We start from the raw sequence: 19,870 nt of genomic DNA on the forward strand, positions 1-19,870 counted from the left end.
TACGTAACATTTCCCTTAGCAAATTCTTTCAAGTGTTTTTCTTCTCGATTGACGTACACTATATGTAACTCCTCAGTAAGGAGGGTACACAATGCAGACATATAACGACTACGATAAAGCTCTCTATTACACGTATTGTTGTAATTGGGACAAGTTGCTTGTTTTAATGGTGCAAACTGATGATCAATTATTTTCTAAACGAATCGAGCATTTTTTACATGCTTACAAATATGGAAAAGAACTACCAGAAGTAGATAAACAACTTCAACTTCTATTCCAATATATCGACCATGCTTCACAAAAGTCGCATATAGAAGAAATAGACCAAGTACAAATGTAAATGAAGCGCTATTCTCTCTTTGAGAATAGCGCTTTTTGAATATTTTTCCACATTCCTGTTCATAATACACATATCAATAGTGGACGGACGTGATTATTTGTATAAATCCTTGTACGTATTTCTCAGCATGATGATACTGCTAATTGGTTGTGAAAAAGCGAATAATCCTCATTTATTTCAAGGGGTAAAACAAGAGAAAAACATATGGAATATCTTAATTATCGGTAGCGATTCACGAGGTGAACAACAAGCCCGTGCTGATACAATTATGATTGCCCAGTACAATAAAAAAGAAAATACAGCAAAGCTCGCTTCAATTATGCGGGATAGTTATGTAGAAATTCCTTCTTATGATAAAAAATATAATAAAATCAACGCTGCCTATTACTATGGCGGCCCTGAATTATTACGAAAGACGATTCAACATAATTTTGGAATCGATGTTTCTCATTACGTTACGATTGATTTTGAAGCATTTGTTAAAATTGTGGATACCATTGCACCGGAAGGAATTGAAGTGAATGTTACACAAACAATAATCGATGATATGGGACTACATGTAAAGCCAGAAATACAACCTCTTCACGGGAAAGATTTACTAAAATACGCGCGTTTTCGCCATGATACTGAAAGTGACTTTGGCCGTGTGAAACGACAACAAGAAGTACTCCGGGCATTGAAACAAACCCTTACTGATAAAGTTCACTCTATAGATGGGGTACTAAATTTACCAATAATGGCACATGAACTCTCTCCATATATAAAAACAAATCTAGATATACCAACGCTCTTTTCACTTGGGAATAATATTTTGTTTCAACCCATTGATAATATAGAGACGATGCGAATTCCAATTGATAACGAATATGAATCTGCTCTTACCAAACACGCTGGTTCCGTATTAAAAATAAATCCAGAAACAAATAAAGAAGCAATTCAAAAATTTTTCAATGCTACAAAAGCCGTAAACACCCCCTAAAAACAAGGTTCATGGACCTTGTTTTTTTATTTCCAAGTTTTCCCCTTATAAAACTTTCCTTGATAAAAATATTTTCTCTTTATTTTCTTGTCCTTTTCATACTATAATTTAGTATGTAACTATTATAAGAGAGGTAAAAAACATGAAACGTGAGAAAAAACAAGAATATGCATTGTTTACTGCTTGGGGAGCTTCTTTTATTGCTACACTTGGAAGCTTATATTTTTCTGAGATCATGAAATTTGAGCCTTGTGTACTTTGTTGGTATCAACGCATTTTTATGTACCCATTTGTTTTATGGCTTGGTATTGCAGTTGTAAAAAAAGACTACCGCATTGCTACATATTCTTTACCAATTGCAAGTATTGGTGCCTGTATTTCGTTATATCATTATGCCATTCAAAAAGTTTCTGCATTCTCAGCAGCAGGAGCAGCTTGTGGACGTGTGCCTTGTACGGGGGAATATATAAACTGGTTCGGATTTGTCACAATCCCATTTTTGGCACTTATCGGATTTGTCACAATTGCCATTTGTAGTTTGATTGTAATTAAAAATAAATAAGGAGATGACATAATGAAAAAAATGCTTATCTTTGGCGGTATTATTATCGTCTTATTTGCAGCTATTTTTGCTGTAACACAGATGGAAAACAAAAATACAGCGAAACAAGAAAAAAATTACTATACAAATAAAATCTCTTCTTCTGATATTCGTAAAAATAACGAGGAAAAGAAAGAACAAACCATTTACTTCTATCAAACAGATTGTCACTACTGTGAAAAAGTTTCACCTATTGTTGTACCAATGGCTAAAGACATGAACATTGATATGAAAGTCATTGATATTTTAAACGATAACCCAACTTGGGATGATTATAAAATTGAAGGAACACCAACAATTATTCATTTCAAAGACGGAAAAGAAGTAAGCCGCATTAGTGGCGAACAGCCAAAAGATACTTTTGAAAAATGGTTTAAAGAAAACAAGAAGTAATAAGAAAAGGAAACTCCTTCTATACATGAAAGCTGTGTAAAATCCCACACTAATGTATAAGGAGGGGGTTTTATGCCAGAGGTACGCTGTTCTGTGTCCAATTGTTCATTTTGGGGACAAGGGAATTTTTGTCAGGCGAATTCAATCTTTGTCCAGCCTGATGATCAAAACACGAATCAATCAAATGAATCTTATACAAATTCGGCCTTAACAGGTGAAACACTTGAAAGCTCTGCGTCAGCAAGTGTTGAGACTTGTTGTCAAACGTTTAGACCAAAATATTAAGACGTAAATCCCCATCTCCTTTTGAGATGGGGATTTTTCTTTCTTTTTTTCCTCATGTCTTAAATAATATGTATAAACATACTATTTAAGAGACGAACAAAAATAAGACATGTTTTTTATATCGGGGAATTACTAATCGACTTTGTATGCCATGATATTCATTCATCATTAACAGATGGTAAACATTTTGAAAAGAAAGTTGTCGCCTTAACTTGTACAAATCGCGGGCAATCGTTTCTTTCCTAACGCTTAAAGATGTAGAAGCATACAGCTAAAGGTATGCTTCTACATTATAACAACCCCATATTTCCATGCATCATGCATTATCGTTATATACACAATCAATATAAAAACTGTTCCAAACAATGTTATCCTGCGATAGATTCCATCTTCCCCTTCTCTCGCTTCAACAAAGGACCAAATAAAACCAACGAAAAGTAATAAATCAATATAGGGAATATACAGATTAAACATAAATGAAACATACAAATAAATAATAAATAAACAATTCGTTAACAAAAAGATTTTAAATGCAAATTGGCTATTCCCTTTTCTCATAACACGCCCGCCCCCAATCTGTACTGTATTATATTCACAAGAACAGAATAGTTGCGATTGGACCAACTAATTATACTTTGCTATATAAATCGCGGCTATGAAAACAAACAGAGATCTCCACTCATTTCCTCTCTTTGTTTCAACATGGCATGGGGCCAAACTTCTATCCACGGACGGATCCTCTCTCTCATCCAAAAAGAAAGGTCTTTCGCTTTTTATTTATATAACAAATAAGCTATCGCCTATTTACGATAGCTTTACTGTACATTATATTTCCTCTTATATATATTACTTAAAATGGAATAAGGCACTTGCTCATAACGAATTTCCCCGCCTGTTTCATCCATAATATACAAATTATTACCTATATAATAACTTCCATTTTTCCCTCGAGAATAAACAGTATATCGTTCATTCGGCAATACTGTTTTTACTTTCGTAAATTGGCCATTTGGTTCTTGCCAATATATATTCATACGATCCACAAGTGTTAACATTCCAATTTGTTCTTCTTCTATTATACGTCCATTCCAACTTGTAACACGATATCCAAGCTTATGCGCTGCATATTCTGGAGATGTATAAAACTGAGAAATAATTACTTTTGTCCGTAACGATACTCGGTCATATAGCCATTTTATATCTCGATCATGCATACGAATGCAACCGTTTGATTCTCTTCTTCCAATTGTCCCTTCTCGATTTGTACCATGAATTGCATATTCTTTTTCATTTAAACCAAGCCATCTTGTTCCAAGTGGATTATTCGGTGCACCACCCGGAATATTTTTACGGTGATATTCTTTATTTTTATATTTATTAATGATACAAAATGTGCCTTCAGGGGTTGGCGTTTGACGCTTTCCAGTTGTAACAGGAAACGTTCTTACATAGTTGCCATTTTCAAAAAAAGATAATTGATTCGTTGTAAGGTTAATTAATATCAGATGATCTGTATCCGCAAAAGTGCTAATTGGTAGACAGAAAAAGAGTATTACAACTAAACATACTTTTTTCATTCATATCCCCCCAAGCATCCCCCTTTAAAATTGACCATAATATATGAGGGTACAATTAGCTTTTACTATGAATTCTATTCTTATGAATGAAAGTACAAAGCTTCTTCAGATTTAACTTATCCATTCACAATTACACCACCATTTACGTGAATGATTTGTCCGGAAACATATGTGGAATCGCCTGAAGCTAAATATACATAAGCAGGTGCTAATTCATACGGCTGCCCTGGTCTTTTCATCGGTACATTACTTCCAAATTCCGATACCTTCTTCTTATCAAAACTCGCTGGAATAAGCGGTGTCCAAATCGGGCCTGGCGCAACACCATTTACACGAATTCCTTTTTGAACTAGTGATTTTGCAAGTGAACGTGTAAAAGCAACAATCGCTCCTTTTGTTGCAGAATAATCAATGAGTTGCTCGTTTCCTTCATACGCAACGATCGAAGCTGTATTTATGATTGTATCTCCCTGCTTTAAATGTGAAAGCGCAGCTTTTGTAACATGAAAATAAGAAAAAATGTTAATGCGAAATGTTTTTTCAAGTTGCTGCGCTGTAATGTATTCTAAACTTTGCTGTGGATATTGCTGTGCGACATTATTCACAACAATATTCAGCCCCCCTAGCTTCGAAGCCGCTTCCTTTACAATATGCTGGCAATGTTGTTCACTACTTAAGTCACCAGGAAGTAATATACACTTCACTCCTTGTTTTTCAACAAGTCTTTTTGTCTCATTTGCATCTTCAAGTTCATCTAAATAAGCAATAGCAATATGCGCCCCCTCTTTTGCAAACGCAATAGATACCGCCCTTCCAATTCCACTATCCCCTCCTGTAATAAGCACGTTTTTCCCTTTTAGTTTTTCACTGCCGCGATAATTAGGATCTTCGTACTCTGGGAGAGGATTCATCATCGCTTCAATCCCCGGTTGTTTATTTTGATGTTGTGGTGGTAATGTTAAAAACCTTTTTTGCTCAGGCATACACATTTCAGCTCCTTCTCATTTCTCTTTCTTATGATGTACACATTTATAAAAAGTACTTATACATGAAAAGCCGAAACATAGGAGCTGTTCTGTGATTAATATTCGAAATTAAGACATAAAATAGAAATTGTTATAAAATTTTTTGTACGAAACTCTTGCAATAGAACTAAAAAACGAATATTATATATAACTGTTGTGACAATTATTCGTAAACAGAAAGGATGTTTATATGTTTAACCTTTCAAAACATAAAACTTCTATTAAAACTGAAATTATGGCAGGTATAATTACCTTCTTAACAATGGCATATATCATTGTCGTAAACCCTGTCATCCTTGGGGATGCAGGTGTTCCATTTGAACAAGCATTTACAGCGACAATTATTGCCGCTGTTGTTGGAACATTATTTATGGCAATCTTTACAAATTTACCAATTGCAATCGCGCCGGGTATGGGACTTAACGCTTATTTCTCTTACTCTGTTGTAAAAGCGCATGAAGGAATGACATTCGCAATTGCATTCTCTGCTGTATTTGTGGCAGGTATGATTTTAATGTTGTTATCATTAACTTCTTTCCGTACAAAATTAATGGAAGCAATTCCTGAAAACTTAAAACACGCAATTACTGCTGGTATTGGCTTATTTATCGCCTTTATCGGTTTACGTATGACGGGCATCGTAACAAAACATCCATCTAACTTAGTTGGACTTGGAGATCTTCATTCGCCTCCAGTACTACTAGCGTTAGCTGGACTTGGGATCACACTTATTCTTATGTCCTTAAATGTAAACGGCGCATTATTCTTCGGAATGTTATTAACAGGAATTATCGCTTATTTCACAGGTCAGTTAACATTCCCAAACGGCATTACATCTATGCCTGGATTACCAGAAGGAATTATTGTTTCAAATCCAATTACTGCTGTTTCTGATGTAATTAACTACGGTTTATACGGCGTTGTATTCTCCCTCTTCCTTGTTACATTATTCGATACAACTGGTACATTACTTGGTGTCGCACAGCAAGGTGGACTTATGAAAGATGGTAAACTTCCAAAATCGGGACGAGCTCTTCTATCTGATTCTTTCTCAGCAACAATCGGGGCTATGTTCGGAACAACACCATCAACAGCATATATTGAATCATCTGCGGGTGTTGCAGCTGGTGGACGTACTGGTTTAACAACAATTACAGTAGCTGCATTGTTTGCCGTTGCTGCATTCTTTGGTCCTCTAGTAGGTGCTGTTTCTGGTGTTTCAGCAATTACATCTCCATCATTAATTATTGTTGGTAGCTTAATGATGGGCGCTGTACGTCATATTGATTGGGATACATTCGACGAAGCATTTCCAGCATTCTTAGTAATCTTAAGCATGCCACTTACATCAAGCATCGCAACAGGTATTGCACTTGGATTCATTTCATATCCACTTATGAAAATGGCAAAAGGACAATTCCGTGCTGTTCATCCACTTGTATATGTATTTGGTATTTTGTTTGCTTATCAATTAGTTTTCTTACCGCACTAATAAAAAAGCCTTGGCTCACAAATTCTGTGAACAAAGGCTTTTTCTAATATTCCTTATTCATTTGCAATTCTTTACTATACTTTTGAATCAAAAATGAAGAAATAAACATTGCCGTATATCCCATACGTCTAAGTCCCTTATATACATTTTCCATATGTATCATTCCTCTATACACTTTTACCCAAATTACACCACAATTAGCTCTAAATAAATTTTATATTCAGTCTATTCCAAGGACAAAAACCCCTTAAAGAGGTTTTTCCATCCATTACCTTTGTAAAAACGCCTGTAAATCCGCAAATTGTCTTGCTGCATCTTTATAGCCTTGTTCATATAAATTTTGCAGCTTTTGTGTATCTTTTTCCATTCGATCCACTTGAAGTGGTACTTCTGGACGAATGACAAATAGATTTCCAGCTAACTCTTCTTTTTCAATATAATGAAGTGTCTCATTGTATACTTCATAACGAGAAAGCATCGTATTGACAAGATTAGGATATTTTTTATAAGCTTTTGCTGCAATCCATCCAAATTTTGATTTTTTCTTCGCATATCCATGGTTTCTCGTTAAAATAACAACCGATTTCTCATAACCATCTTGCTGTGCTTTACGAACTGGGATTGGATCCGAAATTCCACCATCCAATAATTGTTTACCACGGTAATTTACAACTGGTGCGATAAATGGCAATGAGCTAGAAGCTTGTAATAAAGTCAATGCATCTTCATTTGTTCCTTCTTTTTCAAAATACATTGGTTCACCAGTTTCACAATCTGTCGTTCCTACTAGAAAACGCTCTGCACTATTAAAATATGTGTCAAAATCAAATGGCACGTGCTGTTCTGGAATCTCACGAAAAATAAAGTCCATATCAAATAACTGACGTTTTTTCCATAAATTTTTGTAAGATAAATACCTCGGATGTGTTGCATAATCAATATTTACTGTTTTATTTCGATTTCTTTGTCTTGAAATATATGACGCCGCATGGCACGCTCCCGCTGAAACACCAATAACGTATGGAAAATATAACTCCTGTTCCATAAAGTATTCTAGTATTCCCCCCGTATATACACCGCGCATACCGCCGCCTTCTAATACTAAACCCGTATTTTCAAGCATTGTTTTCTCTCCTCTTTATATACATAGACTCTTTAATTATTCATCTTGTTAAATATCTCTTTCTATTATATAAGAGTCTTCACGAAAACCATATTCAGAAGGCTTGGTGCGAACGAAAAATTATTCTTCTACTTCTCTAAATGAGCTCCTACATCCTTTACAAACCTTTGAATCAATGATAATTCCTCTTCTGTATACTGATTTAAAAGTAACAACCACTTCTCTTCAGCTTGTTGATGCAATTTCTCATGCGCCATATAAATTTCATTTCCGTTGTCTGTTAAACGAAAAAATATTTCCTTTTGATTATCTAACATTTTCATCTTTTCAACAAATTGTTTATTAAACAATTTTGTACAAATTTTAGAAATTGCTCCCTTTGTCATTCCCATCTCTTCAGTAATAGCTGTTACATTCATTAATCCTTTTTTTCCTATGCATTGGATCACATGTAATTCTGATAAAGACATACCACTTACCCCTGTCTCACGAAGAAAACGCTCATCATTTCCTTTCATATGCTCTTCTTGTTTATGAAAAAGTGTACGAATATCCGAAAGTATTTCTATTTGCCTTACAGTACGGTCCAAGTCGAATCCCCTCCATGATACTTCATAAGTTTCCACAGAAACAATTTAATTATATACCATTTCAAAATAAAAATTAAATTCATTTTTATCTTTACAAGTAAGAAAATAATGTTAAAATTATTTTAGTTTCCTAGGAAACTAAAATAAGGAGGTTTTCTGATGAATCACTCATTATCTTCATCAAAATTAAAATCTATTTTGTATATCGTTTGTATTAGCGCTCTATTAGGTTCCTTTGCTCAAAACATTTACACGCCCCTCTTACCAATGATTCAAGATTCTTTTCACACCTCTCTTTATCTTGTGAATTTAACTGTCTCTATTTTTACTTTTGTTCTTGCAATTATGCAGCTTGTTTATGGACCATTAATTGATACAAAAGGACGCAAATATATTCTTCTTCCCAGTCTATTCATAGGTACAATCGGTGCAATTGGTTGTGCTTTTACAACAAACATTTATTTATTTCTTATTTTCAGAGCAATTCAAGCATCAGGGATAGCTGCGATACCTGTTGTAGCGGCTACTATTATTGGGGACTTATTCGAAGGAAAAGAACGAGGGAAAGCCATGAGTCTTTATCAAATGCTACTTTCCATTGCTCCTGCTGTAGGCCCTCTCATAGGCGGCTATCTTGGAAATATAAATGGTCACGTATCTATTTTTCTATTCTTATCTACGATTGGCATAGCCCTATTAATTGTAAATATTGCATGGCTACCAGAAACAAAACCGGTTATTCCTAAAAAAGCTACAACAACTAATAATTATTGGAGTATCTTAAAACACAGAACTGGTTCTGCTATTGCGATCATTGGATTTATGCAGTTCTGCATTTATTTTTGTTTTCTTGTTTTTTTACCAGCAATATTAGCCAATTTAGTTCATTTCAACACAAGTAAAATTGGGCTTATGTTTGTACCAATGTCTCTATGTATTATGCTTGGAAGTTATTGCTACAAGTTTTTACAAACATTACTTACAACAAAACAAGCTTTACTTCTCACCAGTTTTCTCAATATCACATGCGTTATTCTATTTTCTTTCACATATCATATAAATATCCCAATCCTTATCATTGCAACATCCCTATACGGTTTTAGCATGGGACTATCAATTCCAACCCATACAACTCTACTAACTGAAGAATTTGTAAGCGAACGAGCAACTGCCATTGGTATCTACAACTTTATCCGTTATATCGGAATGGGTACAGGACCAATCGTAGGCAGTTTTCTACTCTTTAATCAAAATTACTTTTGAATTTTCTTTGTAGAGGCAATTGTTTTTCTGATTGTGGTCTTATATTCTATGAAAAAGCTAACTTCTCATCCTGTAAGAAAAGCTAGAATTCAAAAAGCTAAATAAATATTTATGTATATTACAAACAAAAAAGAGAATGTCCGAAAACAGCTATTTTGCTGCATTTGGACATTCTCTTTTTTATACTCTCTGATCCGCCACAATATGAATATCAATATGCTTCGTCTGCCTCATAATTTCATTTACAATTGATCCTTTTCGAATTTCTTCCCATCTTGTTCTTGCTGATTGACCAAGTAAAATTTGGGTGACCTGTAATCGTTTTGCCACTTCAATAATGACATCAGCTGGCTTTCTTCCTTTCGCTTCTTCCAATACGAAAGTAGCATGAAATTGATTCGTTAACGCTTGCCACTCCTCAATTGTTTGCCTTTTGCTTGCCGATAATGATTCTATATTTTCTCTTTCAACATTTAATACATACAATTCAGCGTTTAATCGATCTGCCATACGCCAACCACGCCGTATTAATTTCTCTGCTGTTGAACTATATTGCACACAAACGAGAATTTTTTCTTTTACACCTATTGGTTCTGTCACTGACTGACTAATCTTCTCGTCCATATCGTCAGCAACTTCACGAAGTGATAACTCTCGTAAAGCTCCTAAATTATTAACCGTAAAAAAATTTTGTAAGCTTTGCTGAATTTTTTCTTCTTTATATATCTTTCCATCTGTCAATCGTTTCCTCAAAACTTCAGGGGTTACATCAACAAGTTGAATTTCATTTGCTTTTTGTAAAATAAAATCAGGAATACGCTCTCGTACTTTTACATTCGTGATTTGTTCCACAATATCATGAACGCTTTCTAAGTGTTGAATATTAAACGCTGATAATACTGATATCCCAGCGTCCAATAATTCTTCTACATCCATATAACGTTTTTTATGTTTTAATCCAGGTATATTACTATGTGCCAATTCATCCACAACAACTACTTGCGGTGCTCGCTTTATAATCCCCTCTACATCGAGCTCATAAAATACTTTTCCTTTATAGTTTATTTCTTTTAACGGTATTCTTTCTAAATCAGCAATTGCTTCTTCTGTTTCTTTTCTTCCATGCGTTTCAATTAAACCTATTACAATATCAATATTCTCTTTTTTCATTTCTTGCGCATCAAACAACATTTTATAACTTTTCCCTACTCCTGGAGCAGCACCTACATACAGCTTTAATTTCCCGCGATTTTGCTGGCGTATATATTCTAAATATTCTTCCGGCGTTCGTCTTTGAAACGTCGGTTTATAGTCATCTGCATACATTACACGCACTCCCTCCCAGTAAACAACGCTACCTCAATCGATTGGATTGAGGTAGCAACAGTACTATTTCATTATTTTTTGTAATTCTAAATTTAATTTCAAAACGTTCACACGATCCTCTCCAAATAATCCTAATGTAGCACCTTCTGTTTGAGACTTAATCATTTGATTTAGTTTTTCTTTCGGAATATTCGTTAATTTCGAAATGCGATCAACTTGTACGTAAGCTGCCTTTGGACTAATATCAGGATCTAATCCAGAACCTGAATTCGTCACTAAATCCATCGGTACTTCCGTAACTGAAACAGTCGGATTTTTATCCTTCCAATCCGCTACACTTTCTTCTACACGTTTTACTAAATCAGGATTAGATGGTGCATAGTTATTTGATCCTGACGCTTCTGCTTTATATTCTATACTAGAGACGCGTCCATGAAAATAACGTGGGTCTTTAAAGTTTTGGCCGATTAACTTTGAGCCAATTACTTCATTTCTTTCATTATATATAAGACTTCCATCCGCATTATCCTTCATCACTGCTTGCGCAATTCCAGTTACAAGCAGCGGGTATAAAAGCCCACAAAGAACAAGAAATGTAAAGGTAACACGAATGACCGGTGAAAGTATATTTTGTTTTTTAGCCATTTTCTTTTCCCCTCTTCCTTATATGAACAATCCTACAATTAGATCAATTACCTTAATCCCAATGAAAGGAACCATGACTCCTCCAAGTCCGTAAATTAATAGGTTTCGACCAAGCAATGCATTGGAACTCATCGGTTTATACGCAATCCCCTTCATTGCTAATGGAATGAGTAATGGAATGATAATCGCATTAAATATTAATGCTGATAAAATAGCTGAAAGTGGCGAAGTTAATTTCATTATGTTCAGTGCTTCCATTTGCGGAATTGCTAATGTAAACATCGCTGGAATAATCGCAAAATATTTTGCTATATCATTCGCGATACTGAACGTTGTTAACGCACCACGCGTCATTAACAGCTGTTTACCAATACCTACAACCTCAATAATTTTTGTTGGATTGGAATCTAGATCAATCATATTAGCCGCTTCTTTCGCAGCTGTTGTTCCACTATTCATCGCTAACCCAACATCCGCTTGTGCTAATGCTGGTGCGTCATTCGTACCATCACCAGTCATTGCCACAAGTTTTCCTTTATCTTGTTCTGCTTTAATAACTGCAATTTTATCTTCTGGCTTACATTCTGCAACAAATTCATCTACACCTGCTTCTTTCGCAATTGTTGCTGCTGTTAATGGGTTATCCCCTGTACACATGACCGTTTTGATTCCCATTTGGCGAAGTTGTTCAAAACGTTCACGCATACCAGGTTTTACAGTATCCTTTAAATAGATTAAGCCATAAATACGATCATCCACTGCAACTACAAGTGGTGTCCCACCTTCTTTTGAAATTAAATCTGCCTTTTGATTCACATCTTTTGGAATCGTACCACCTTGCGCTTGTACCCACTCAATAACAGCACCAACTGCACCTTTTCTTACTTTTGTACCATCAAGTAAGTCTACACCACTCATTCTTGTTTCTGCTTTAAACGGAACAAACTCTCCTTGCTCAGCAAGCTCACTGTTATATGATAAAGCTTTTGATTTTACATATTCAATTACAGAACGACCTTCTGGTGTTTCATCTAAAACTGATCCTAATGCAGCCCATTTTGCTAATTGTTCAATTGTTTCGTTTCCTACAGGAAGTAATGTATGTGCCATCCGGTTTCCAAAAGTAATAGTACCCGTTTTATCTAAAATAATTGTATTAATATCACCCGCAGCCTCTACAGCTTTACCTGACATTGCTAATACATTAAATTTCGTAACACGGTCCATTCCTGCAATCCCAATCGCGGATAATAATCCTCCAATTGTTGTTGGAATTAAACAAACAAGAAGTGCAACAAGTACGGCTGTATCAATCTTAAACCCTAAATAATTTGTAAAAATCGGTAGTGTTACAACTACAATTAAGAAAATAAGAGTTAAACTTGTCAGTACTGTATTCAGAGCAATCTCATTTGGTGTTTTTTGACGGGCAGCCCCTTCTACTAAAGAGATCATTTTATCTATAAATGACTCACCTGGATTGCTTGTAATCGAAATTGTAATCTCATCACTAACAACCATTGTACCGCCTGTTACCGAACAAAAATCACCACCTGCTTCTTTAATAACAGGAGCAGATTCACCTGTAATTGCTGATTCATCCACCGATGCCAAACCTTTAATGACTTCACCATCACTTGGAATCATTTCCCCTTGCTTTACAATTACAATGTCACCTTTTCTCAGCTCAGTCGCTGAAACTTGAACGATTTTCCCATTCTCTTTTATGACATTTGCAAATACATCTTTCTTCGATTGTTTCAAAGAATCTGCTTGCGCTTTCCCACGCCCTTCAGCTAATGCTTCTGCAAAATTCGCAAATAACACTGTAAATAATAGAATGAGAGAAACTGTTATATTAAACCAACCTGGTATACTACTAGATATATTAGGAAGAAACGATAAAATAAAAGTGATAATAAATCCAATTTCTACTACGAACATAATTGGATTTTTCACCATTACTTTTGGATTCAGTTTTGCAACTGATTGTTTCATCGCATGTGTAACAATATCACGATCCATTGTTTTCGCTTGTCTAACTTCACTTTCTACAGCATGTATTGACGATGGAATCGATTGATTTGCTTGTTTTTCTTTTACCACTACTGGTTTCATCATTTACCCTCCATTACTTCAATGTAAGAAATTCTGCAATTGGTCCTAGCACTAACATTGGGAAGAACGTTAATGCACCAACAATTACAATTGTTCCAATGAAAATGCCCCCAAATAAACTATTATCTGTGCGGAACGTTCCTACTGTTTCTGGCACTACCGTCTTCTCTTTCAATGAAGCTGCGACAGCTAACATCGTAATTAAACTGAAATAACGTCCTAAAAACATTACTAAACCAGTTGTAATATTCCAAAATGGTGTATTATCTCCTAGTCCCTCAAATCCAGATCCATTGTTGGCAGCAGAAGATGTATACTCATATACAACTTGCGTTAAACCATGAAAACCTGAATGAGAAATCGCATCCGTCCCTAAATGAGTTGAAAGGGCCAATGCTGAAAATCCTAAAATAAGCAATGGATGAAATAATATTGTTACCGCAATTAATTTCATTTCTTTTCCTTCAATTTTCTTACCTAAAAATTCTGGTGTCCGTCCAACCATTAATCCAGATATAAAGACTGCAATAATTGCGTACATAATGATATTGACAAAACCTGCTCCAACACCACCAAACACTGTATTTAACATCATGTTTACAAGTGGTACCAATCCACCAATTGGTGTTAACGTATCATGCATTGTATCAACTGCACCTGTTTCAGCTGCTGTTGTTACTGTCGCATACAGTGAAGAAAAGACTGTTCCAAATCGTACTTCTTTTCCTTCTGTACTGCCTTGCACATGTTCCATACCCATTTGATTTAATACTGGATTCCCATGTAATTCAGATGAAACAATCGTTACAAACCCAATTAAAAATACCATAAATAGGGAAACGAAAAGGATACGCCCTTGTTTCTTATTGCCAACCATTCGTCCATACGTAAACGGTAAAGCTGTTGGCAGTAACATCATGAGCATCATTTGTAAGATGTTACTGATTTGTCCTGGATTCTCAAATGGATGTGTGGAGTTTGCTCCGAAGAATCCGCCACCATTGTTACCAAGTTCCTTAATTGAAACAAATGAAGCTACAGGACCACGCAAAATACTCTGTTTCACACCTTCAATTGTTTGTGCTGTAACTGCTCCGTCTAAAGTTTGCGGTACACCAAGCGCAACAAAAATCAGTGCTGCAACAAATGCAATGGGAAGAAAGACCCTTGTTAAAGCTCGAGTAAAATCAACGAAAAAGTTCCCCAGTTCCTTGCCTGCTAATCCTCTTATAAAAGCCATAACAAGTGCTAATGTCGTTGCCGGTGCAGCAAACATTAAAAATGTGATCCCAATTAATTGTGATAAATAAGATAATCCGTTTTCGCCGCTATAATGCTGTAAGTTTGTATCCGCCATAAAGCTGATTGCTGTATTAAAAGCAAGCGTTGGCTCCATCCCTTCAATATGAGCCGGATTTAATGGAAGCACGCCTTGTAAGCGAAAGATGAAGTATACAACAACGATCATGAAACCATTGAGTGCAACTAGCGATAAAGCGTATTGTTTCCAACTCTGGTTATACGCTTTAACACCTGCAATTTTGAAAATAATCTTTTCAAAAGGCCCAAATACTTTTTCTAATCTGCTATTTCCTTGAAAGGCTTTCTCTAAATAAGTACCCGTTGGCTTTGCGACAAGAATGAATAACAACATTGTGATTACAACTGCGACCCAAATCATAATAAATGCTTCCCCCTAGTTAAAACTTTTCTGGATTTAATAACGCATAAACTAAATACACCGTAATTGCTGCAACAATAACCGATAAGGCAATCATCATGATTGCTTCCCTTCTTTCACAACTTTATCTGACCAGCTCGCTAGCCCTATCATAGATGCTACCAATACAACACAGATTCCGATCATCACAACATCAAGCATTATAATCCCTCACTTTTGAATGTTAAATTTTACCATATACCCATCAAAAAAAGAACACTGAGGCTCTACTCAGTGTTCAAAAATGAACAACACAAAAGTAAACCTCCTCTCCAAACGCTTACGAGGTTAGCTGTCGGATTCGGGCCTAAAGAGTAGCCCTACTTTCGTAATGAAAGATTCACCCCAAGTGACAATGCACAAAATTGGTTCCCCCGCTCCATTTCTGGACTCAGCGATATCAGGTTGTTTTTGGAAATATTTATGAACAATTTATGAATGTAAATATACTCCTCTATATTTAACTTGTAAAGAGTAAAATTACCTAAAATAAGAAAATATTTCATCATTTAAACGCTTACATTGATTAAGATTAATATTTTATCATCTGTTTCCTTGTCTTTTCTTTCTTTTTCATCAAAATCGATTTTTAATATGAAATAAAAAAAGAGAATGAATTTGAGTACCGTTTTAATAGTACCTTGAATTCATTCCCTTTTTGCATTATAAAAATGAACGCAAGTTTCTCCCACGAATATAGACTCGTGTTAGTTCCACATGCCGCATTTCATACGCAATAATATCCGTTTCTAAATACAAACTCTCTTCTGATGGCAATATCATATATGGTTTTGGAAACATAGAATCCATTGCTAATTCTTGAACTCGCTCTACTGATACTGCCCAACGATGCGCTATATCCTCGCGTAATAACACCTTCATCATCACTTCCCCCGCCCTATTCAAAAAATAAAAAAGAAATGTTATCACAATTTGTAAACACTACAAATGTAGCTCCAATTGTTTGATAGAGCCTTACTGGATATCTTTTATTTCTTGTGACAACTGTAATAGGTGCTTGAAAAGAAAATCGAATACGCTCGGTAAAAAAGCTAACTGTTGGAAGCTCATCTCCTAGCAGGATTACTTTTTTAATCCTCTTGCAAATATTAGTTAAATTCTGCTCACCATTGCAACAATAAGTTGATTCAAATCCACATGCTCGCACTTCAGCCGCTACATGTTCAGTTGCGGTAAAAATAATCATATCTTGTTGAAAAGGCACTAATTCTCGTAAACTGTTTACTTTTTCCTCTTCCCCTACACAAATGAGCGTTACCTCTTTTTCCCCATCCATGTACATCATCCTCCTTAGCATAAAAGAATTCAAATATAGATTGATATTCTCCTATACTAGTCAGACCGATGAAGTGATGTATCCATCCATGCACCATCCTCTCTCAAGACGCTTACGAAGTTAGCTGTCGGATTCGGACTTTGAGAGTAGCCCTACTTTCATCATGAAAGATTCACCCCTAGTGACCATGCACAATTTGGTTCCCCCGCTCCAAATGAATCGGACTCAGCGTTACAAAAAACAGATTCTGGCTGATATAATACTCCTAAATATGGAAAAAGTAAACAATAAAAAAAGCCAGTTATAAAACTGACTTCCCCATCAAAACTTGAATATTTATGCACGGGTTTCTTGACGTTTGCCCCGCATTAACAGGCAGTAAGATCCCAAAAAATGCAGCGAAAGCAAAAGCTACTAGATGGGGAATCAACTGCCTGTAAAAGCCCGATTGGTAAAGGCTAATAATCAGTGGGGGATGAAGCTCTCCACTGATTAAAGTTTCACTTTATATGCAAAATGGTTCGTTGGCCCATGACCACTTCCAATATTCAATTGCTGTTCAATTGCTATGCTAATAAACTTTTTCGCTTCTCGAACCGCTTCTTCGATTGGATACCCATTTGCAAGTCCTGCCGTTACAGCAGATGCAAATGTACAACCGCTACCATGCGTTTGTTTTGAATCAATTCTTTCACTTCTATACTCAATAAATTGTTCACCATCAAATAAGAAATCAATAACTTCATTTCCTTGATAATCCGCATGTCCACCTTTCATAAGAACGTACTTGGCTCCTAATCTATGCAACTCTTTTGCAGCTTCTTTACTATCTTGGATGTTATGAATCTCCATCCCTGTTAATGCTTCTGCTTCCGGTACATTCGGAGTCACAACTGTTGCAATAGGCAATAAATATTCCTTTAATGCTTGCACAGCTTCTTGTTGTAACAATGATGCTCCACCTTTTGCAATCATAACAGGATCTAGTACAATATTATTCCAGCCAAACTTTTTAATATTTTCTGCAACGACCTTAATAATTTCACTACTAAATAGCATGCCGAGCTTAACAGCATCTGGTGTTAAATCAGCACCAATTGAATTTAATTGCTCCTGAATCCCTTCAAGTATAACAGGATATACTCCTTGCACACCAAGTGTGTTTTGAGCTGTAATAGCTGTAATAGCTGTCATTCCATATACACCAAGCTCTTGAAATGTTTTTAAATCTGCTTGAATACCTGCACCACCGCCGCTATCTGATCCAGCAATTGTTAAAGCTTTATTCACTTTCATCTCACTCATCCTTTTCTATCCAAAATAGCGATGATAAATCGTTTTTGCTTCTACTATACCTTTTGTTCCATGCACAAGTACGCGTCCATCTTGAAAGGCAACTAGTCGCTTTCCTTCAACTGAAAATGATAATAAATAGGGATTTACCATTAAATCTGCTACGCGATCGCGCAGCAGCTCTTTATATCGTTTAAAATCTAATTGTTCTTTATAAGGAGGTCTAATTTGAACTGTATTTCTTCCACATAAAACTGCAGTTTTCGATGTATTCTCTTTACTTAAATATGGGTAGAGTGCTTCCCCACCACATGATGGACAATTCGGCTTTCGAAGCTTTTGCACATTCATACATGAATATTCGTTTTTCCATACATCAAACGACACAAGTCCATCACGAAGTGCTTCATAATCCTCTACTAAAATTTTAATCGTTTCCGTTACTTGATGAGAAACAACGAGAGATACAGCAGGTGAAATAATACCTGCTGTATCACATGTTGCTCCGCCAAGCGGAATAGATTGTAATAAACAAGATAAACATGGCGTTTTTCCTGGTAAAATCGTATAAGAAAGGCCGTAACTTCCTACACACGCCCCATAAACCCACGGAATTGAATGTTTGTGTGATATATCATTAACGATAAAACGTGTTTCAAAATTATCAGTCGCATCAATCATTACATCGACATTTGTAACAAGCTGTTCTAATTCCTCTGCTGTCACATCTTGAACATATGCTTCTACAATTACATTGCTATTAATCGCTTGCAAACGTCTTTGTGCTGCTACAGCCTTCGGAAGATTACTTTCTACATCCTCCTCACAATATAGCTGCTGACGTTGTAAATTGCTCCAATCAATATAATCGCGATCCACAATCGTCACATGGCCGACGCCAGCTCTTACAAGCATCTCTGCATTCGCGCTACCAAGTGCCCCAGCACCAATGATTAACACATGCTTTCCGCCTATTTTTTGCTGCCCTTTTTCACCAATTGGAGAAAATAACTCTTGGCGAGAATATCGATTATTCAACTACGCTCATTCCTTCTAACGGGCTACTTGCTGTCGCACAACGCTTACGTGCAATACGTCCTGCTTCAAATCCTAAACGTCCTGCATGAATACCTAATTTCATTGCTTCTGCCATTTTAATAGGATCCTTCGCTCCAGATACAGCTGTATTTAATAGCACACCATCCGCTCCTAATTCCATCGCAAATGCTGCATCAGCTGGGCTACCAACACCTGCATCCACAATTACCGGTACTTTTGCTTGTTCAATAATAAAGCTTAAGTTTAATGGATTTACAATTCCAAGTCCTGAGCCAATTGGTGATGCACCAGGCATAATCGCATGAACACCAAGTTCCTGTAATTTACGTGCTAATACAACATCATCAGATGTATAAGGAAGAACAATAAATCCTTCTTCTAACAACATTTCAGAGGCTTTTAAAGTCTCCACTGGATCAGGTAATAACGTTCTGTCATCACCAATAACCTCTACTTTTACCATGTCACAAAGCCCTGAAGCTTTTGCTAATTTCGCAATACGAACTGCTTCTTCAGCATTTTTTGCCCCTGCTGTATTTGGGAGTAATGTATATTTTTTTACATCAATTTTTTCTAATAAATTGGGTTGGTCTGCATCAAATATATCCATACGACGTACTGCAAATGTTAAAATTTCTGCCTCTGATACTTCAATTGCTTTTCTTTGCACATCAAAATCAGAAAATTTCCCTGTTCCTAATAAAAGTCTAGAATGAAATGTAAATGGTCCAATGTTCAACATAA

General features: G+C 35.8%; 22 protein-coding genes, 2 pseudogenes and 2 riboswitches. Of the genes and pseudogenes, 8 read left to right on the plus strand and 16 right to left on the minus strand.

Annotation, left to right across the window (positions count from 1 at the left end):
* Positions 1 to 91 precede the first annotated feature (91 nt).
* The 6 genes and pseudogenes from ORL93_RS10960 to ORL93_RS10985 form a co-directional block, all read left to right on the plus strand.
* Positions 92 to 340 carry a YhdB family protein gene (locus ORL93_RS10960; protein ID WP_018766899.1) on the plus strand — a complete coding sequence of 83 codons (249 nt, stop codon included), beginning with the start codon at positions 92 to 94 and terminating at the stop codon, positions 338 to 340.
* A 97-nt stretch (positions 341 to 437) separates the two neighbouring features.
* Positions 438 to 1,319, plus strand: a complete 882-nt coding sequence (locus ORL93_RS10965; RefSeq protein ID WP_026008665.1) for an LCP family protein — start codon at positions 438 to 440, stop codon at positions 1,317 to 1,319.
* A gap of 142 nt (positions 1,320 to 1,461) precedes the next feature.
* Complete coding sequence (locus ORL93_RS10970) at positions 1,462 to 1,881, plus strand: disulfide formation protein C (RefSeq protein WP_003195354.1); 420 nt, start codon at positions 1,462 to 1,464, stop codon at positions 1,879 to 1,881.
* A gap of 12 nt (positions 1,882 to 1,893) precedes the next feature.
* Positions 1,894 to 2,313: a thioredoxin family protein gene (locus ORL93_RS10975; RefSeq protein WP_006093605.1), complete on the plus strand. Its 420-nt coding sequence runs from the start codon at positions 1,894 to 1,896 to the stop codon at positions 2,311 to 2,313.
* A 72-nt stretch (positions 2,314 to 2,385) separates the two neighbouring features.
* Positions 2,386 to 2,598: a DUF1540 domain-containing protein gene (locus ORL93_RS10980; RefSeq protein ID WP_033795903.1), complete on the plus strand. Its 213-nt coding sequence runs from the start codon at positions 2,386 to 2,388 to the stop codon at positions 2,596 to 2,598.
* Between the two features lie 102 nt (positions 2,599 to 2,700).
* Positions 2,701 to 2,796, plus strand: a pseudogene (locus tag ORL93_RS10985) (carbohydrate kinase); the annotation flags it as partial.
* Positions 2,797 to 2,883: 87 nt separating this feature from the next.
* Here ORL93_RS10985 and ORL93_RS10990 read toward each other — a convergent pair.
* From ORL93_RS10990 to ORL93_RS11000, 3 genes are all read right to left on the minus strand, one after another.
* Positions 2,884 to 3,156, minus strand: coding sequence for a hypothetical protein (locus ORL93_RS10990; RefSeq protein WP_003195348.1), 273 nt, complete (start codon positions 3,154 to 3,156; stop codon positions 2,884 to 2,886).
* A gap of 257 nt (positions 3,157 to 3,413) precedes the next feature.
* Positions 3,414 to 4,175 (minus strand): L,D-transpeptidase, encoded by a 762-nt coding sequence (locus ORL93_RS10995; protein WP_098160833.1) that lies wholly within the window; start codon positions 4,173 to 4,175, stop codon positions 3,414 to 3,416.
* A 116-nt stretch (positions 4,176 to 4,291) separates the two neighbouring features.
* Complete coding sequence (locus ORL93_RS11000; protein ID WP_006093603.1) at positions 4,292 to 5,158, minus strand: SDR family oxidoreductase; 867 nt, start codon at positions 5,156 to 5,158, stop codon at positions 4,292 to 4,294.
* 232 nt (positions 5,159 to 5,390) lie between these two features.
* On the opposite strand from ORL93_RS11000, the gene ORL93_RS11005 reads away from it, so the two are divergent.
* Entirely contained in the window at positions 5,391 to 6,692 is a 1,302-nt protein-coding gene (locus ORL93_RS11005) for an NCS2 family permease (RefSeq protein ID WP_006093602.1), read from the plus strand.
* A gap of 268 nt (positions 6,693 to 6,960) precedes the next feature.
* Here ORL93_RS11005 and ORL93_RS11010 read toward each other — a convergent pair whose 3' ends face one another.
* Both ORL93_RS11010 and ORL93_RS11015 read right to left on the minus strand, forming a co-directional pair.
* Positions 6,961 to 7,815 (minus strand): patatin-like phospholipase family protein, encoded by an 855-nt coding sequence (locus tag ORL93_RS11010; protein WP_097793662.1) that lies wholly within the window; start codon positions 7,813 to 7,815, stop codon positions 6,961 to 6,963.
* Between the two features lie 128 nt (positions 7,816 to 7,943).
* Positions 7,944 to 8,405 carry a MarR family transcriptional regulator gene (locus ORL93_RS11015; protein ID WP_018782374.1) on the minus strand — a complete coding sequence of 154 codons (462 nt, stop codon included), beginning with the start codon at positions 8,403 to 8,405 and terminating at the stop codon, positions 7,944 to 7,946.
* A gap of 159 nt (positions 8,406 to 8,564) precedes the next feature.
* On the opposite strand from ORL93_RS11015, the pseudogene ORL93_RS11020 reads away from it, so the two are divergent.
* Positions 8,565 to 9,773: pseudogene (locus tag ORL93_RS11020) on the plus strand (MFS transporter).
* A 75-nt stretch (positions 9,774 to 9,848) separates the two neighbouring features.
* Here the strand turns inward: ORL93_RS11020 and kdpDN are convergent.
* The 11 genes from kdpDN to thiG all read right to left on the minus strand — a co-directional run bounded on the left by kdpDN (position 9,849) and on the right by thiG (position 19,868).
* Positions 9,849 to 10,994 (minus strand): KdpD-like non-kinase potassium sensor, encoded by a 1,146-nt coding sequence (gene kdpDN / locus ORL93_RS11025; protein WP_003195332.1) that lies wholly within the window; start codon positions 10,992 to 10,994, stop codon positions 9,849 to 9,851.
* Between the two features lie 63 nt (positions 10,995 to 11,057).
* Positions 11,058 to 11,639 carry a K(+)-transporting ATPase subunit C gene (gene kdpC / locus ORL93_RS11030; RefSeq protein ID WP_097793661.1) on the minus strand — a complete coding sequence of 194 codons (582 nt, stop codon included), beginning with the start codon at positions 11,637 to 11,639 and terminating at the stop codon, positions 11,058 to 11,060.
* 18 nt (positions 11,640 to 11,657) lie between these two features.
* Positions 11,658 to 13,757: a potassium-transporting ATPase subunit KdpB gene (gene kdpB, locus ORL93_RS11035; RefSeq protein WP_141556332.1), complete on the minus strand. Its 2,100-nt coding sequence runs from the start codon at positions 13,755 to 13,757 to the stop codon at positions 11,658 to 11,660.
* A 13-nt stretch (positions 13,758 to 13,770) separates the two neighbouring features.
* Positions 13,771 to 15,438, minus strand: a complete 1,668-nt coding sequence (gene kdpA, locus ORL93_RS11040) for a potassium-transporting ATPase subunit KdpA (protein WP_006093595.1) — start codon at positions 15,436 to 15,438, stop codon at positions 13,771 to 13,773.
* A 19-nt stretch (positions 15,439 to 15,457) separates the two neighbouring features.
* Complete coding sequence (gene kdpF, locus ORL93_RS11045; RefSeq protein ID WP_000972378.1) at positions 15,458 to 15,538, minus strand: K(+)-transporting ATPase subunit F; 81 nt, start codon at positions 15,536 to 15,538, stop codon at positions 15,458 to 15,460.
* The gene (locus ORL93_RS11050) at positions 15,535 to 15,639 is read right to left on the minus strand and encodes a hypothetical protein (RefSeq protein WP_016113183.1); all 105 of its coding nucleotides are present in this window, start codon (positions 15,637 to 15,639) and stop codon (positions 15,535 to 15,537) included. The genes kdpF and ORL93_RS11050 overlap by 4 nt, the downstream gene beginning before the upstream one ends.
* A 101-nt stretch (positions 15,640 to 15,740) precedes the next feature.
* Positions 15,741 to 15,884, minus strand: a riboswitch (cyclic di-AMP (ydaO/yuaA leader).
* 256 nt (positions 15,885 to 16,140) lie between these two features.
* Positions 16,141 to 16,362 carry a hypothetical protein gene (locus ORL93_RS11055; RefSeq protein WP_097793659.1) on the minus strand — a complete coding sequence of 74 codons (222 nt, stop codon included), beginning with the start codon at positions 16,360 to 16,362 and terminating at the stop codon, positions 16,141 to 16,143.
* A 13-nt stretch (positions 16,363 to 16,375) separates the two neighbouring features.
* Positions 16,376 to 16,774 (minus strand): hypothetical protein, encoded by a 399-nt coding sequence (locus tag ORL93_RS11060; RefSeq protein ID WP_003195320.1) that lies wholly within the window; start codon positions 16,772 to 16,774, stop codon positions 16,376 to 16,378.
* A gap of 93 nt (positions 16,775 to 16,867) precedes the next feature.
* Positions 16,868 to 17,015: riboswitch (cyclic di-AMP (ydaO/yuaA leader) on the minus strand.
* Between the two features lie 251 nt (positions 17,016 to 17,266).
* Entirely contained in the window at positions 17,267 to 18,079 is an 813-nt protein-coding gene (gene thiD, locus ORL93_RS11065) for a bifunctional hydroxymethylpyrimidine kinase/phosphomethylpyrimidine kinase (RefSeq protein WP_097793658.1), read from the minus strand.
* Positions 18,080 to 18,085: 6 nt separating this feature from the next.
* Complete coding sequence (locus ORL93_RS11070) at positions 18,086 to 19,105, minus strand: thiazole biosynthesis adenylyltransferase ThiF (protein WP_265959058.1); 1,020 nt, start codon at positions 19,103 to 19,105, stop codon at positions 18,086 to 18,088.
* On the minus strand, positions 19,098 to 19,868 hold the full coding sequence (thiG, locus tag ORL93_RS11075; protein ID WP_003195314.1) for a thiazole synthase: 771 nt from the start codon (positions 19,866 to 19,868) through the stop codon (positions 19,098 to 19,100). The genes ORL93_RS11070 and thiG overlap by 8 nt, the downstream gene beginning before the upstream one ends.
* Positions 19,869 to 19,870 lie beyond the last annotated feature (2 nt).

Origin of the sequence: Bacillus sp. DHT2 (genome assembly GCF_026241455.1) — a bacterium.
Taxonomy (GTDB): Bacteria; Bacillota; Bacilli; order Bacillales; family Bacillaceae_G; genus Bacillus_A; species Bacillus_A pseudomycoides.

Coding starts and splice junctions, on each gene's coding strand:
- kdpF (WP_000972378.1), bottom strand. CDS start 15,538: ATGATGATTGCCTTATCGGTTATTGTTGCAGCAATTACGGTGTATTTA.
- kdpB (WP_141556332.1), bottom strand. CDS start 13,757: ATGAAACCAGTAGTGGTAAAAGAAAAACAAGCAAATCAATCGATTCCA.
- kdpC (WP_097793661.1), bottom strand. CDS start 11,639: ATGGCTAAAAAACAAAATATACTTTCACCGGTCATTCGTGTTACCTTT.
- ORL93_RS11060 (WP_003195320.1), bottom strand. CDS start 16,774: ATGGATGGGGAAAAAGAGGTAACGCTCATTTGTGTAGGGGAAGAGGAA.
- thiG (WP_003195314.1), bottom strand. CDS start 19,868: ATGTTGAACATTGGACCATTTACATTTCATTCTAGACTTTTATTAGGA.
- ORL93_RS10990 (WP_003195348.1), bottom strand. CDS start 3,156: ATGAGAAAAGGGAATAGCCAATTTGCATTTAAAATCTTTTTGTTAACG.
- thiD (WP_097793658.1), bottom strand. CDS start 18,079: ATGAGTGAGATGAAAGTGAATAAAGCTTTAACAATTGCTGGATCAGAT.
- ORL93_RS10980 (WP_033795903.1), top strand. CDS start 2,386: ATGCCAGAGGTACGCTGTTCTGTGTCCAATTGTTCATTTTGGGGACAA.
- ORL93_RS11050 (WP_016113183.1), bottom strand. CDS start 15,639: ATGCTTGATGTTGTGATGATCGGAATCTGTGTTGTATTGGTAGCATCT.
- ORL93_RS11010 (WP_097793662.1), bottom strand. CDS start 7,815: ATGCTTGAAAATACGGGTTTAGTATTAGAAGGCGGCGGTATGCGCGGT.
- kdpDN (WP_003195332.1), bottom strand. CDS start 10,994: ATGTATGCAGATGACTATAAACCGACGTTTCAAAGACGAACGCCGGAA.
- kdpA (WP_006093595.1), bottom strand. CDS start 15,438: ATGATTTGGGTCGCAGTTGTAATCACAATGTTGTTATTCATTCTTGTC.
- ORL93_RS10970 (WP_003195354.1), top strand. CDS start 1,462: ATGAAACGTGAGAAAAAACAAGAATATGCATTGTTTACTGCTTGGGGA.
- ORL93_RS11005 (WP_006093602.1), top strand. CDS start 5,391: ATGTTTAACCTTTCAAAACATAAAACTTCTATTAAAACTGAAATTATG.
- ORL93_RS10960 (WP_018766899.1), top strand. CDS start 92: ATGCAGACATATAACGACTACGATAAAGCTCTCTATTACACGTATTGT.
- ORL93_RS10995 (WP_098160833.1), bottom strand. CDS start 4,175: ATGAAAAAAGTATGTTTAGTTGTAATACTCTTTTTCTGTCTACCAATT.
- ORL93_RS11000 (WP_006093603.1), bottom strand. CDS start 5,158: ATGCCTGAGCAAAAAAGGTTTTTAACATTACCACCACAACATCAAAAT.
- ORL93_RS10975 (WP_006093605.1), top strand. CDS start 1,894: ATGAAAAAAATGCTTATCTTTGGCGGTATTATTATCGTCTTATTTGCA.
- ORL93_RS11055 (WP_097793659.1), bottom strand. CDS start 16,362: ATGATGAAGGTGTTATTACGCGAGGATATAGCGCATCGTTGGGCAGTA.